General features: G+C 72.6%; 13 protein-coding genes. 3 read left to right on the forward strand and 10 right to left on the reverse strand.

The genetic code is table 11. From position 1 onward, the window contains the following. Positions 1 to 16 precede the first annotated feature (16 nt). Together KBX06_RS23150 and KBX06_RS23155 are read right to left on the reverse strand one after the other, a co-directional pair. Positions 17 to 913 carry an RNA polymerase sigma-70 factor gene (locus KBX06_RS23150; RefSeq protein ID WP_210838554.1) on the reverse strand — a complete coding sequence of 299 codons (897 nt, stop codon included), beginning with the start codon at positions 911 to 913 and terminating at the stop codon, positions 17 to 19. Positions 914 to 960: 47 nt separating this feature from the next. Beyond that, positions 961 to 2,169: an NAD(P)/FAD-dependent oxidoreductase gene (locus KBX06_RS23155; protein WP_210838556.1), complete on the reverse strand. Its 1,209-nt coding sequence runs from the start codon at positions 2,167 to 2,169 to the stop codon at positions 961 to 963. Positions 2,170 to 2,400: 231 nt separating this feature from the next. On the opposite strand from KBX06_RS23155, the gene KBX06_RS23160 reads away from it, so the two are divergent. Beyond that, positions 2,401 to 4,248, forward strand: a complete 1,848-nt coding sequence (locus KBX06_RS23160) for an ABC transporter ATP-binding protein (RefSeq protein ID WP_210838558.1) — start codon at positions 2,401 to 2,403, stop codon at positions 4,246 to 4,248. Here KBX06_RS23160 and KBX06_RS23165 read toward each other — a convergent pair. The 4 genes from KBX06_RS23165 to KBX06_RS23180 all read right to left on the reverse strand — a co-directional run bounded on the left by KBX06_RS23165 (position 4,226) and on the right by KBX06_RS23180 (position 7,495). Further along, positions 4,226 to 4,450, reverse strand: a complete 225-nt coding sequence (locus KBX06_RS23165) for a hypothetical protein (protein WP_210838560.1) — start codon at positions 4,448 to 4,450, stop codon at positions 4,226 to 4,228. The two genes, KBX06_RS23160 and KBX06_RS23165, sit on opposite strands and share 23 nt — an antisense overlap. 177 nt (positions 4,451 to 4,627) lie before the next feature. Further along, positions 4,628 to 5,446, reverse strand: coding sequence for a TrmH family RNA methyltransferase (locus tag KBX06_RS23170; protein ID WP_210838622.1), 819 nt, complete (start codon positions 5,444 to 5,446; stop codon positions 4,628 to 4,630). A 2-nt stretch (positions 5,447 to 5,448) separates the two neighbouring features. Next, a complete protein-coding gene (locus KBX06_RS23175) occupies positions 5,449 to 6,258 on the reverse strand; it encodes a phytanoyl-CoA dioxygenase family protein (RefSeq protein ID WP_210838561.1) in 810 nt (269 codons plus the stop codon). A gap of 178 nt (positions 6,259 to 6,436) precedes the next feature. Next, a complete protein-coding gene (locus KBX06_RS23180) occupies positions 6,437 to 7,495 on the reverse strand; it encodes an aldo/keto reductase (protein WP_210838564.1) in 1,059 nt (352 codons plus the stop codon). Positions 7,496 to 7,757: 262 nt separating this feature from the next. Here KBX06_RS23180 and KBX06_RS23185 point away from each other — a divergent pair, with 262 nt between their 5' ends. Further along, positions 7,758 to 8,378, forward strand: a complete 621-nt coding sequence (locus tag KBX06_RS23185) for a TetR/AcrR family transcriptional regulator (protein WP_210838566.1) — start codon at positions 7,758 to 7,760, stop codon at positions 8,376 to 8,378. 331 nt (positions 8,379 to 8,709) lie between these two features. On the opposite strand, the gene KBX06_RS23190 is transcribed toward KBX06_RS23185, so the two are convergent. Next, the gene (locus tag KBX06_RS23190; protein WP_210838568.1) at positions 8,710 to 9,543 is read right to left on the reverse strand and encodes a nitroreductase/quinone reductase family protein; all 834 of its coding nucleotides are present in this window, start codon (positions 9,541 to 9,543) and stop codon (positions 8,710 to 8,712) included. A 339-nt stretch (positions 9,544 to 9,882) separates the two neighbouring features. Here KBX06_RS23190 and KBX06_RS23195 point away from each other — a divergent pair, with 339 nt between their 5' ends. Further along, positions 9,883 to 10,458 carry a hypothetical protein gene (locus KBX06_RS23195; protein ID WP_210838570.1) on the forward strand — a complete coding sequence of 192 codons (576 nt, stop codon included), beginning with the start codon at positions 9,883 to 9,885 and terminating at the stop codon, positions 10,456 to 10,458. Here KBX06_RS23195 and KBX06_RS23200 read toward each other — a convergent pair. The 3 genes from KBX06_RS23200 to KBX06_RS23210 all read right to left on the reverse strand — a co-directional run bounded on the left by KBX06_RS23200 (position 10,413) and on the right by KBX06_RS23210 (position 13,608). Then, positions 10,413 to 10,934 carry a DUF1992 domain-containing protein gene (locus tag KBX06_RS23200; RefSeq protein WP_210838572.1) on the reverse strand — a complete coding sequence of 174 codons (522 nt, stop codon included), beginning with the start codon at positions 10,932 to 10,934 and terminating at the stop codon, positions 10,413 to 10,415. The two genes, KBX06_RS23195 and KBX06_RS23200, sit on opposite strands and share 46 nt — an antisense overlap. 63 nt (positions 10,935 to 10,997) lie before the next feature. Further along, the gene (locus KBX06_RS23205; RefSeq protein WP_210838574.1) at positions 10,998 to 11,564 is read right to left on the reverse strand and encodes a GNAT family N-acetyltransferase; all 567 of its coding nucleotides are present in this window, start codon (positions 11,562 to 11,564) and stop codon (positions 10,998 to 11,000) included. Between the two features lie 43 nt (positions 11,565 to 11,607). Continuing rightward, a complete protein-coding gene (locus KBX06_RS23210) occupies positions 11,608 to 13,608 on the reverse strand; it encodes a beta-galactosidase (RefSeq protein ID WP_210838576.1) in 2,001 nt (666 codons plus the stop codon). Between the last annotated feature and the right edge of the window lie 85 nt (positions 13,609 to 13,693).

A 13,693-nucleotide genomic window follows, 5' to 3' on the forward strand; every position in this document is an offset into this window, starting at 1 on the left:
AACCGTAATCGACTGTTCATCGCAGGGTGAGCGGGGTCTCCGACCGGATGCGGGTCAGCTTCTCCGGGTTGCGGACGTAGTAGAGGCCGGTGATCCGTGCGTCCTCGACACGCAGCGCCAGCACGCCGTCGATCTCGTCGTCGAGGCGTACGAGCAGTGCCGGGTTGCCGTTGACCACGGTCGGCCCGCCGGTGAGCACGCCGTCGAGCCTGCGCAGACCACCGAGGAACATCCGGGCCACCTTCTGCGCGCCCGTGACCGGCCGCAACGCGGCCTGCATGACGCCGCCGCCGTCGCTGACCAGGACGACCTCCGGGGCGAGCACGTCGAGCAGGCCCCGCAGGTCCCTGGTCTCGATCGCGTGTCGGAACGATTCCAGAGCCGCCCGGGCCTCGCTCGGGGAGACCACGCGGCGGGGGCGGCGGGCGTCGACGTGCTGGCGGGCGCGGTGCGCGATCTGCCGGACGGCCGCGGGGCTCCTGCCGACGGCGGCGGCGATCTCGTCGTAGCCGACCTCGAACGCCTCCCGCAGCACGAACACGGCGCGCTCGGTCGGCGACAGCGTCTCCAGGACGAGCATCAACGCCATCGACACGCTCTCGGCGAGCTCGACGTCCAGGGCCACGTCCGGCGCGGTGAGCAGCGGCTCGGGCAGCCACGGGCCGACGTACGCCTCCCTGCGGCGTTTCATCGCGCGCAGCCGGTTGATCGACTGCCGGGTCGTGATCCGGATCAGGTAGGCGCGCCGGTCGCGTACCTGATCCATGTCGACCCTGACCCACCGCAGCCAGGTCTCCTGCAGGACGTCCTCGGCGTCGGCCGCCGATCCGAGGATCTCGTACGCGACGGTGAAGAGCAGGTTGCGGTGGGCGACGAAGGTCTCGGTCGCCGCGTCGGTGCCGTGGTCGCTCATGTTCCCCCTGCGCTCCTTCGCGGCCGACCCCTGGTGGTCGAGGGCTCTCATGACGGCCGGGCCGCCCGTGCGGTGGTGGCCGTCGCCTCGACGCGCCCGGCCCGCAGCAACTGCTGGCGCGTGTCGTCCTTGATCCGCGGGTTGAGCGCACCGGGTCTGCGTGCCTCGTACGCCAACTGCCAGATGATGCTCCTGCACACGAGTTCCTTGAGCTTCGCGGCCGGGCGGCCGCCGAGGTGCAGGCGCACCGCGGTGTCGTTCCTGCGGGCGAACTGGAACAGGCCGGCGCGACGCCCCAGGCTGACGCACTGGCCGGCGAACCCCACGTGGACCGGCGCGGGCTGCTCACCCGCGAGCCGGCTGAGCACCGTCTCGGCGGCCTGCGGACCGAGCTGCATCGCGGCCTGGCAACTCATCCGGAACGGCAGGTCCGACGGCGCCGCCGAGTCCCCGGCCGCGACGATGCGCGCGTCGTCCACGCTCGTCAACGTCTCGTCCGTGAGCAGCCGGCCCGACGCGTCGGTGCTCAGCCCGCTGCGGCGGGCCAGGTCCGGCACGCCGAATCCGGCGGTCCAGATGGTCACCGCGCTCGGCAACCGGCGACCGCCACCGAGCCGCACGGCATCGCCGGCCACGGCCGTCACCGTCGCGTCGGGGCCGTCGAGCACGGTCACCCCGAGCCGGGCGAGCCTCGCGGCCACCGAGCGCCGAACCCGCGGATGCAGGTACGGACCGAGCACCTCGCCGCAGACCAGGGTCACGGCGCGTCCCGCCTCCGCCAGCTCGGCGGCGGTCTCGATGCCGGTCGGGCCCCCGCCGACCACCGTCACCGGGGCCGCGGCGGGGGCGGCGGCGAGGACGGGCCGCAACCGCTGGGCCTCCTCCAGGCTCGCCACCGGGTAGGCGAACTCGGTTGCCCCGGGCACGTCCGGGGCGGCGCTGCCGCTGCCCACCGCGTAGACCAGGTAGTCGTAGCCGACCGTGCCGCCCGTTGCCAGCGTCACGCGGCGATCCGCAGCGTCGATCCGGGTCACGCTGTCGACGACCAGGCGCACGCGCCCGGCCAGGACGTCCCGGTAGTCGACGACCGCGTCGTCGGTCCCACCCACCAACTGGTGCAGGCGGATCCGCTCGACGAAGGTCGACCGCGGGTTGATCAGGGTCACTGTCACGTCGTCGCGCCGGGTCAGGCGATTGGCCGCCATGACGCCCGCGTACCCGCCGCCGACCACGACGACATCGGTGTTCCCGTTCATGGTGTCTCCTCCGTTTCCTGGGCCTTCGGTCTCAAGACACCGCGTGACCGACCGTTGTGACAGGCGTGGGCCAGGTCACTGCCCGGGCCCCGGCGCGAAATGGAAGGCGGCGCGCCGCGATGTCGCCTAGCCTCGCGAGGGCACCTACCGACACGAAGCGGAGATCGATCATGAGGACGTCCGGCGGTTTCCCCGGTTCCCTGTCCGTCTCCGCCGCCGGAAAGGCACTTCGTGCTCGGTCTGTTCGAAAACCCTGTTGATCCCTTCCCGGCCGAAGACGACCGCACCCCGGCCGCCGGCGCCCGGCGGTTCCTCCTGGAGGAGTTGCGACCGCTACGACCGGTCGTGACGGCGGCCGTCGCCACCACCGTCCTGGCGGCCGCGATCGAGGTGTGGCTCATCGGGTACGCCGGACGCCTCGTCGACACGCTCGCCGCCGCGAACCCGGACCGGCTCTGGGTCGACCACGGCACCGGGTTGCTCACCGTCGCCGTGTTCGTGCTGCTGGTCAGGCCGCTGATCCACCTCGTCGGCGAGGCGCTGGACGACATCGCGTTCCGCGCCAACGCCCGCCCCCTCGCCCGCTGGCGGGCACACCGGCACGTGTCCCGGCAGTCCGTCGGCTGGTTCCGCGACGACCTCGCCGGGCGCGTCGCCACCCTGGTACGCGACGGCGGCGATGCCGCCAGCACCGCCGCGTACTCGGTCGTGCACACGCTGGTGTTCGTGATCGCCTACATCGCCGGCTCGGTGTGGCTGATGTCCACGATCGACGTGCGCCTGCTGCTCCCGCTGGGGGCCTGGATACTGGCGTACGCGCTGCTCATGCGGTGGATCGTGCCGCGCTACCGGCGCGCGTCGGAGCGCCTGCAGGACGCGGAGTCCGCGCTGACCGGCCTGCTCGTCGACTCGTACGGCAACGTCGACACGCTCGCGTTGCTCGGCGGCCAGGACACCCGCACCGCGCACGACCGCCGGGTGTTCGCGCGGTCCAGGCGCGCACACCTGGACCTCCAGCGGGTCGAGCTGACGATCAACGGCGCCATGATGGCGCTCAGCAGCGCGCTGCTCGTCGGACTGGTCGGATACGGGATCGCGCTCTGGCGTACCGATGCCGCGCCCCTGGGTCTCGTCGCGGCCGCGCTGGCGCTCAGCTTCCGGATCACCGCGATGGCGGAGTGGCTCCTGGACGCCGTGTCGTCGCTGTTCGGGTCCGTCGGCGCGCTCCGGCGGGCCCTGCGGACCGTCGCGCAGCCGCTCGCGGTCGCGGACAAACCCCAGGCGACCCAGCTGCGGGTACGGGGTGGGGCCATCACCTTCGCGCAGGTCAGCCACCACTACGGTCGCGGCGGGGGCGGGCTCGACCGGCTCAGCCTCGACGTCGCCGCCGGTGAGCGCGTCGGCATCGTCGGCAGGTCGGGTGCGGGCAAGTCCACGCTGGTCGGGCTGCTGCTGCGGTTCCACGACGTGGAGTCCGGCACGATCATGATCGACGGCACCGACATCACGGACGTGACGCAGGAGAGCCTGCGCGGCCAGATCGCCATGGTGGCCCAGGAGGCCACCCTGCTGCACCGCTCGGTCCGGGAGAACATCGCCGGCCCCGACGCCGACGACGCCCGGGTCGAGGCAGCGCTACGCCGGGCGTGCGCCGACCGGTTCGTCGCCGCGCTGACAGACGCGGACGGTCGCACCGGCCTGGACGCGCAGGTCGGCGAACGGGGCGTACGCCTGTCCGGTGGCCAGCGGCAGCGGATCGCGCTGGCCCGCGCGTTCCACCGCAACGCGCCGATCCTGGTCCTGGACGAGGCCACGTCCGCGCTCGACTCCGAGGCGGAGGCCGCCATCCACGACACGCTCAGCGAGGTGATGACCGGCCGTACGGTGATCGCGATCGCCCACCGGCTCTCCACCATCGCCCGGATGGACCGGATCGTGGTCCTCGACGCCGGCCGGATCGCCGAGCAGGGCACCCACGCCGAGCTGCTGGAACGCGGCGGGCTCTACGCGGACCTGTGGTCACGGCAGTCCGGCGGCTTCCTCGGCACGGCCGCGGTCAGTGCCGCAGCGGTCCCGTGACCTCGATCGGCTCCACGTGCCCGGTGAGCGGCGCACGACGGTGCAACGCGAGCCCGACGTCGATGACGACGGAGCGGTCCAGGGCGCCCACCCGCGTCAGCGGAACCCACCGCGCCAGGTCGGTCGAACCGTCCGTCTCGGCACGAAGCTCACCGCCGGTGACGCGGACGCTGTGCAACTCGTTGCCGTCGGGCAGCCCCACTCGACGTACCTCGTCCGCGAGTCCACCCCGAGATGCTGCTCGACCTGAACACACCTTGGACATGTAACAACAACACTCCATAGCGTCGTTACACAAGAACAGTGATTATGGTGCGTGGGTGATTCGCACCTTTCGTCCGTCCGGATTACTGGATTGTCGTTACCGGTAATCCATCAATCAGGTGCTCGGTGGGCGGCTGCGCTGGCGTGCCGATTCGTAGAGCACGACGGTCGCGGCGGCCGCCGCGTTCAGGGAGCTGGCGGCCCCGGACATCGGGATCCGGACGAGCTGGTCGCAGGCCTCACGCCAGCCGACGCTGAGACCGGTGGTCTCGTTGCCGATCAGGGTCAGCGTGGGTTGCGTGAAGTCGTACTCGGCGGCATCCAGGGTGCCGTGCTCATCGGCACCCACGATGCCGATGCCGACGCCGTCGGCGCGCACGTCGGCGACCCATGACAGCACGGTCTGATGCGAGGACGCCCGGACCACCGGCAGCGCGAACAGCGAGCCGGTGCTCGCCCGCACCGCCTTCGGGTCGTACACGTCGGCGGCATGGCCGGTGACGATGACGCCGGACGCGCCGAAGGCGTCTGCGGACCGGACGAGCGTGCCGATGTTGCCAGGGCTGGTGGGCCGGTCGAACACGACGGTGAGCATGCTCGGCCCGGCCGGGATACGGCACAGGTCGTCCTGCGGCAGCGCGACCACGGCCAGCAGCTCCGGGACCGTGTCCGCCTTGCCGCCCAGCTCGTGCATCAGTTCACGGGAGACGGCGAACCTCTCGGCCCGGACGGTGTCCAGGGCCTTGCGTGCCCAGCCGGACAGCTGGACGTCGGCGTCGTAGAGCAACTCTCGAACCTGCCAGCCGTGTTCGATGGCCATGGCGATCGGGCGCACGCCCTGTACGAGGAACTCGCCGCGACGCTGCCGCTTGGTCCGATTGCGGAGCAGAGCCTCCCACTGCTGGAATCGCGCATTGCGGCCACTCACCCGCATCGTCACCGTTGTCCCCGCCTCCCCCGGTCCTCGGGAACGGGCGTGTCCTGGCCGAGTCCTCGGCGAATCGCGATTTCCACGGGCGAGTACGCGCCGTCGGCCCGTTCCAGTTCGTACGGCGCGGCCGGCATCAGCGGCGGCTGGGCCATGAAGCGCGGCCGCGTCCCGTGGTGCGGTTGCGCCGCGTGCACCAGGAAGGGATGACACAGGAAGACATCGCCAGGGGACCCGGTGGCCAGAGCGAGTGGCCGGTGCTCGGACGCCGCCACCAACTCGGGCGCGAGGTCCAGCCCACTCGCCCCGTCTTCCCCGTACCTCTCCAGCACCTTCGGCACGTCGAGGTGTGAGCCGACCCGGATCCGTGTCGGGGCGTCGTCCGCACCGATCTCGCTGAACAGGAACAGCATCAGCAGCGCCCGGCCCCGGGAGCGGACGTTCGTGAAGTACCAGCTCGCACCCTCCGGCAGATAGCTGCCCTCGATGTGCCAGCCCGCGTCGTTCGGCTCGTCCTCGTGCGGGAAGCGCAACGGGAACGTGCCCAGCGAGTAACGCGGCTCCCAACGTCCCGCGCCGACGAGCAGGTCATACGCGTGATGGAGGAACGGAGAATTGGGGGCGGCGGCGAACGGCCCCTGCGCCATGCCGGGCACCCAGTGCACGGGCTGCGTCCAGGTGGCCTGGTCGTCCGGGTCACAGCCGGTCTCCCGCCACAGCAGCCGCGCGCAGTCCGCGGCCACCCGCGGCGCGACGGCGCCCGCCAACTTCACGAAGCCGTCGCGAAGGAACCGGGATACCAGTGTCGTGTCGTCCATTCCCCCATCGTGTGGCGGCACCGGTCCCGGTCACCCGACTCTTTGCGCTCCGCTTCTGTCGGGCGTGCCGCAACAGAGCCGGTCACGATACGGAGGCACTGTCGCCCAGCACCACAGCTTCAGGTTCCGCCTGACTGTCGAAGGGAGCGAACGCGTGGAAAGCCGCATCGTCGAAGGTTCATCGAACCGATCCGGAGCCGCTTAGCCTGTCGGGATCGGTCGTGGAGGGCGGCAGTTGCGGTCCCTGGCCGGCGCGGTGATGGAAGGCGGCGGGTTCGCTGGCCAGCGCGGTGAGTGAGTCGAGCTGCGCTGGTTCGAGTTCGACGTCGGCTGCGGTGGCGTTGGCCTGCAGCTCGTCGAGGGTCTCAGCGCCGACGATGGCGGAGGCGACGGCGGGGCGGGACAGCAGCCAGGCCAGCGATACCTGGTACGGCGCCAGCCCCCAGGCGCGGCTGAGCCGGTCGACCTCCCGGCCGACGGCGATCTCGGCCTCGGTGAACCCCGCAGCGCCGAAGCGTTGGTCGCCGGCGACATCGCGGTCGAGAACGCCGAGGTCGGCGAGCAGGCCGCCGTGCAGTGGCGCGTACGGGACGAGGGACAGCCCGAACTGCTGGCAGGCGGGCGCGAGTTCTCGTTCGGCGGCCCGATCGATGAGGTTGTACTTCACCTGGGCGGCGACGGGTGCGTGCTGACGGCGGTCGTCGGCGATCCACAGGGCGTGGACGACCTGCCAGGCGGGATGGTTGGACAGGCCGACGTAGCGGATCTTGCCCTGCCGGATGAGATCGTCGTACGCCGCCAGGGTCTGCTCCAGCGGCGTGTCCGGGTCGGGATCGTGGGCGTAGTAGAGGTCGATGTAGTCGGTCTCCAGGCGGCGCAGGCTCGTCTCGACCTGACGGATGATGTGACGACGCGACAGGCCACGGTCGTTGACATCGGGCCCGACGATCCCGTTGGACTTCGTGGCGATCACCATCTCGTCGCGGCGGCCGCACAGGGCGCGGCCGAGGATCCGCTCGGCGGGTTCACGGTCGGCGGCGGTCGGGGCGCCGGGTCGGTCGAAGACCGGCATGTTGCCGTACACATCGGCGGTGTCGACGAAGTTGATGCCCAGGTCGACAGCGGCGCCGACGATCCGGTCGGCGTCCTGCGCGGTGGGGGCGACGCCGAACGTCGCGGTGCCCAGACAGATCCGGGACACCTTCACGCCGGTCGTACCGAGGACGGAGTACTGCATCAGAGCTTCCTTTCTTCGGTGGTGGCGGTCGGGTCAGGCGTTGTCGGTAGCGGGGGTGTCGTAGGTCAGGGAGCTGGATAGGTGCCGGAAGGCGTCGGCCTGCGCTGTCAGGAGAGGGCGATCTGCGTCGAGGGCGTCGTGATCGAGCCTGCTGCCGACGAAGCAGCCGGGTCGCTCACCGCCATGCCGGCTCCGACCCCCCACCCCTGAAATGTAACCGAGTGGTAGATTTTCGTCAAAGGGGCGTGAGAGGGTGAGGAGCATGTCGAGTAGCACCGGGACCGCGCGGGGTCCCTACCGCACCGGGACCCGACGGCGGGAACAGATCGTCGCCACCGCCGTCACCGTGTTCGGCGAGTACGGCTTCGCGGGCGGCTCGATCCGTACGATCGCTGACCGGGTCGGTGTCTCGCACGCCACTCTGCTGCAGCACTTCGGCAGCAAAGAAGGGCTACTTACGGCAGTGCTGCAGGAGTGGGACCGCCGAACCGTGGAAGCCAGCCTCACCGATGTGACCGGGCTGGACTACTTCCGCCGGCTACCCCAGGTCATGACGGTGCACCTGAGCAACCGGGGCCTGCTCGAGCTGTTCACCACCATCGCTGCCGAGGCATCCAACCCGGCACACCCGGCCCACGCCTTCATCCAGCGCCGCTACACCGACAACCTGGCCACCCTCGCCACCCACCTGCAGCAGGCGGTCGATGCCGGAGACGTGGCACCCCTCACCCCGGCCGAGATCGAGATAGAAGTACGCCTGGTCACCGCCGTGCTGGACGGGATCGGGCTGCAATGGCTGCTCGAACCCTCCACCGACGTCACCGCCAGCGTCGAGACCTACATCAACCGAACCATCGCCGCCTGGAGTAGTAGCCACCGCTAGAACCACGCAAGGGCGCAGGCGATGTCGTACGGATCTCGGTGAGCATCGAGTCCACGTTGACGGCAGGGGGTCAGCCTGCCGGTGCCGGTGTGCCCAGCTGGAGTCGGCTTGTCATGTCGGGCTTCACCTCGCCCTACGGAGCCACGTGTGTCCAGAACAGCGGGGTGAGGCCCCGCCGGTCGGCATCGGTCAGCAGACCAGCCCAGTCGTCGTCGGCAAGGACGTCCTGGACCATGAGGGTGTTGACGTAGCCGAGGGCGGCCGACGCCGACGAGGACTGAGCGGAGCTGCGCCCGCGACCGGGGCCGGTCGCGGGCGCAGCCGCCTGGCGTCAGCCGGTGCCGTCGAGGACGGGGATCAACTGCTCCTCCTCGTACGTCAGGTGGGCCTCCAGTTCGGTGGTCAGACGCTCGACCTCCCGGCGGGCCTCGGCGGGATCGGCGTCGGGGTCGCCGACGACCTGCTGGAGGCGTTCGACGAGCGCCGCGATGCGGCGGTGCTCCTCGCGCAACCGCGCCAGGGCCGGGGCGAGGTCGGGACGCTGGGCGTCCAGGCCGGCGAACATGCCGTCGTCCTCGTTGCGGTGGTGGTGGTGCAGGCCGTGGCAGAAGGTCAGGCAGTTGACCCGTAGCTGCGCGCCCAGGCCCGGGCCGCAGCGGGCGACCTCGTCGCGGATGAGCGCCAGTTCCCGGCGGAACGCGTCGTGGATCAGCTTGAGCGCCGCTGCCCAGGACGCCGCTTCCGGCGGACCGCCGGGCACCTCGTGCAACGCCACCACGGGGATCACCCGGGAGGTCTTCGCCTGGTACGCGGCCCAACCCGGGTCGGCCTGCACGGCCCGGGCGAAGATCTCGTCGCGTTCGGCGCCGGTCAGCACGACCGCGCGGGCCTGGTAGGTGAAGACCCCGTTCTCGACGGTGACGTGCGGGTCGGCGAGGAGGTTGTGGTACCAGTCCGGGTGCTTGGGGCCACCCCCGGCCGAGGCGATGACGAGGATGCGTTCCTGGCCGTCGGGCAGGTAGCCGACCGGGGTGGTGTGCGGGGCGCCGGAGCGGGCCCCGATGGTGGTGAGCAGGATCAGGCGGGCCCCCTCGAAAGGGCCGCCGACCCGGCCGGAGTTGGCGCGAAACTCGTCGATGACCTGCTGGTTGAAGTCGTTGGGCAATGCTCTGCTCTCTGCTCGGGCAGGAGGGTGCGGCCACGGTGGATCGCCCGCCCGGCGACCGGTGGCGGCGAGGATGCGGATCCGCCGGCGTACGACCGGCGTGGACGGTGGAAGAAAGTGTGCGGGAAACGCGGCGCGGTGGACGTGGTGTCGACACCGGCATGCGGGGCGTCGGCGGGCCGCGGGCCCGCCCCCGGCTCACCTGATGGCCGGGTGCCCTGTCCGCTCGTGGCCCATGGCCGACCCGGCAGTCACGATCTCGACCCTAGTGTCGGTGGCGGCGGCGGGCAAGCGTCATCCCGGTTGCGGGAGCGGTGTCTGCGGTGGCACGGTCGGCGGATGCCTGAGCTGACCGGCGTCGACGTGGACCGCGCGGTGACGGAGATGAGCGTCGTTCTCGGCCCGCACACCGGGCGGGACTGGGATGTGCCCGCCGGCGGACTGGAGTGGAGTTGCTGGCGCACCGCCGCGCACGTGGCGCACGACCTGCTGGCGTACGCCGGCCAGGTCAGCGGGCGGCCCGACGACGGCTACCTGCCGTTCGACCTGGTCGTCTCCCCCGCCGCCGGTCCGGCCGAGGTGCTGCGGGTCGTCGTCGCCTGCGGTGGCCTGCTGCGGGCGGCCGTCGACGCCGCCGCGCCGCACACTCGGGCGTGGCACTACGGTCCCTGCGACCCGGCGGGCTTCGCGGCGATGGGGGTGGCGGAGATTCTGCTGCACACCGACGACATCACGCGCGGTCTCGGGGTGACCTGGCAGCCGCCGCGGCGGCTCAGCGCCGCCGTGCTGCGGCGGTTGTTCCCGGACGCGCCCGCCGGGCCCGCGCCGCAGGTGCTGCGGTGGCTCACCGGCCGTGGCGAGCTGCCCGGTCACGCCCGGCGTACGTCCTGGTCGTGGCGAGCGGCGGTGGACTGACCGGGCTGGGCCGCCCGGCGCCGCCAGGGCGGTCGCCACCTCCACCGACGTGGTGGAGCCTGCGGGGCCGGGGTCGGGGGCGCGGCGCTGGCGGTCACCCGCTCGGTCCGCCAGCGGCGGACCACCTCGTCGGCGTTGACCGGACGCACCACGACCCGGGGGCCGGTGGGCGTACGCAGCCAGGAGAGGATCTGGGCGTTGAGGTCGGCGACGAACGCGCGCACGGATGCCTCGGTCGGCAGGTCCCGCACCTCGTCGGGCACCTGTTCGATGCGGCGGCGCAGTTGCAGTGGCGTCGGCAGCAGCAGATCGGTGGGGAGCTTCTCGCGCTCCAGGAAGCTCCTGATCCACCACGACTCGTCGTAGGGCTGGCCGCGGCCGGGAATCGGCTTGCCCATGCCGGGCAGGTCGTCGAACTCGCCCTGTTCCTGCGCCGCACGGATGCGTGCCTCGACCGTCGCGTCCCAGCTGTCCACCTGCCCGCCACCTCCCCCGGCCCACGGTAACGCGGCCCACCGCGTCGGGGCCGACACGAGGAGTCAGCGCCCCGCTCGGGGCGGACATTCCCGGTCGGGGCTGGCCCAGCGGGCGTGCCGGTGGCCGTCGCGGGGGAACGGCGGCCGGGCCGGCAGCACCTCCTCGAAGCGGTAGCCGGCCTTCTGCGCGACGCGGCAGGACGCCGGGTTGTCGATCTGGTGCAGCAGGTCCAGCCGGCGCAGCCCGGCGAAGCGGTCGAACGCCCAGTCGGTGACCGCCGCCAGGGCGTGCGGGGCGATGCCCCTGCCCCGGGCGGGCGCGGCGGTCCAGTAGCCGACCTCGGCGTCCCCGCCGAGGTCGGTGACGTGCTTGAGGATCACCTGCGCCACCAGGGTCTCGCCGGCCGGGCGCGGCTCGATCACCGCGAAGCTGAACCGGCTGCCGTCGGCCCAGTCGCGGTGTGCCGCGGCCAGGAACCGGCGTGCCTCGGCGGGTGTCGTCACCGGTGCCCGGGTCCAGCGCCGCAGCAGCGGGTCGTCGTACGCGGCGATCAGGGCGTCGGCGTCGGCGTCGCGCCAGGGGCGCAGCAGGAGTTCCGGCAGGGTCGCGGTGGCCGGGGCGCGCAGCATCGGCACAGTGTGCCCGGCGCCGGGCCGGCGGTGGGGGCGCCGGTCAGTGGCCGGTGCCGGTCTCGCGCAGCACGGCGGCGCCGCCGGCGGGCAGGTGCACCTGCCCGCCGACCGTCGCGCCGGTGAGCAGGTCGAGCCCGGCCGCCGGCACCCGCTGCGGCCGGTCGGTGTGGTTGAACAGGAACAGCCAGCTCGCCCCGGCGCCGCGCCGGCGGACCGCCTCGACCCCGGCCGGGGCGGCCGGGCAGACGGGTGCCGCGCCGGCCGCCCGCGCCGCGTCCGTGACCAGCCGGCGGTACGTGGCGTCGTCGGGCCGGGTGGACAGGTACCAGGCCGTGCCGGCGCCGTGCCGGTGGCGGGTCACCGCCGGCAGCCCGGCGAGGGTGCCACCGGCGTACGAGGTCACCGGCTGCGCGCCGGCGAGGCGCACCGTCTCGGCCCAGAGGCGGCCGGTCCCGCCACCGGACAGGGGCACGGTCTCGCCGTCGGCGAGCGGGTGGAACTCCTCGACCCGTACGCCCAGCACGTCGCGCAGCGCCCCGGGGTGGCCGCCGAGACGGACGCGGGCGTGCTCGTCGGCGACCCCGCTGAGCCACGTCACCAGCAGGTGCCCGCCGCCGTGGACGTACCCGCCCACCCAGTCGGCGGTGGTGTCGGAGGCCAGGTAGAGGGCCGGCAGCACCAGCAGCCGGTATCCGTCGATCCGGTCGCCGGGCAGCACCACGTCGCAGCCGAACCCGGCCCGCCACAGCGCCCGGTGCGCCGCCGACACCTCGTCGCGGTGGCTCAGGTGCGGCGACGGCATTCCCGGGTGGCCCAGGGCCCAGCCGCTGGCGGCGTCCCAGGCGATCGCCACGGCGGCGTCGACCGCGCCGTCGGCCGCCTCCGAGATCCGCTCCAGCGTCGCGCCGAGGTCGACGGCCTCCCGGAACACGCGGGTGTCGGGGCCGGCGTGCGGCACCAGCGCGGAGTGGAAGCGTTCCGCCCCGCCCGCCGGGGCCCGCCACTGGAAGAACATGGCGCCGCGCGAGCCTCGGGCGACGTGCGACAGGCTGTGCCGGGCCATCCGGCCGGGCTCCTTGGCGTGCATCCGCCCGCCGGCGTGGATCTGGTTCGGGGCGCTCTCCATCAGCAGCCACGGCGCCGACGCGTCGATGCCGTGGCGGGCCCAGCCCCGGGCCAGGTCGGCGGCGAGAGCGGTCTGTTCCTCGGCGCCGCCGTCGACCGCGTCCGGGTAGTGGTCGATCGCCACCACGTCCACCTCGGCGGCCCAGCGGGCGTGGTCGACGGGCACCCAGTCGCCGAGGACGTAGTTGGTGGTGACCGGAACCGCCGGGTTGGCCGCGCGCAGCAGGTCGCGCTGCTCGACGTACGCGGCGAGCAGGGTGTCCGACCAGAAGCGGCGGAAGTCCAGCAGGTGCCCCGGGTTGGCCAGGTACCGCGTGGCGCGGGGCGGGTCGACCTGCGCCCAGTCGGTGTAGTGCTGGCTCCAGAAGCTGGTGGCCCAGGCGGCGTTGAGCGCGTCGAGGTGGCCGTGCCGCCCGGTCAGCCAGCGCCGGAACGCCCGCGCGGTGTGCGGGCAGTGGCAGGTGGTGCCGTACTCGTTGTGCACGTGCCACAGCGCGAGGGCCGGGTGGTGGGCGTAGCGCTCGGCGAGGGCGGCGGCGATGCGTCGGGCGGCGGCCCGGTAGGCGGGCGCGGCGGCGCAGTAGGTGTCGCGGCTGCCGTGGTGCAGGCGTACGCCGTCGGCGGTCACCGGCAGCGCGTCCGGGTGGGCCAGCGAGAACCACGGCGGGGGCGACGCCGTCGGGGTGGCCAGGGCGACGTCGATGCCGTTGTCGTGCAGCAGGTCCAGCACCTCGTCCAGCCAGTCGAAGGTGTGCCGGCCGGGCTCCGGTTCCAGCCGTGACCAGGCGAACACGCCGACGGTGACCAGGTTGACCCGGGCGCGACGCATGAGGGCGACGTCCTCGCGCCACACCTCGGCCGGCCACTGCTCGGGGTTGTAGTCGCCGCCGTAGCGCAGCCCACCGTCGCCCCACATCGCCCACCGCCAATTTGTTGGAGAGGTTTCCAAAATATGGATCGGGTTTCTGCCTGTCAACGGCGTCAAGCGGCGATCCGGCGGA

Origin of the sequence: Micromonospora sp. C31 (assembly GCF_018070575.1) — a bacterium.
Classification (GTDB): Bacteria; Actinomycetota; Actinomycetes; order Mycobacteriales; family Micromonosporaceae; genus Micromonospora.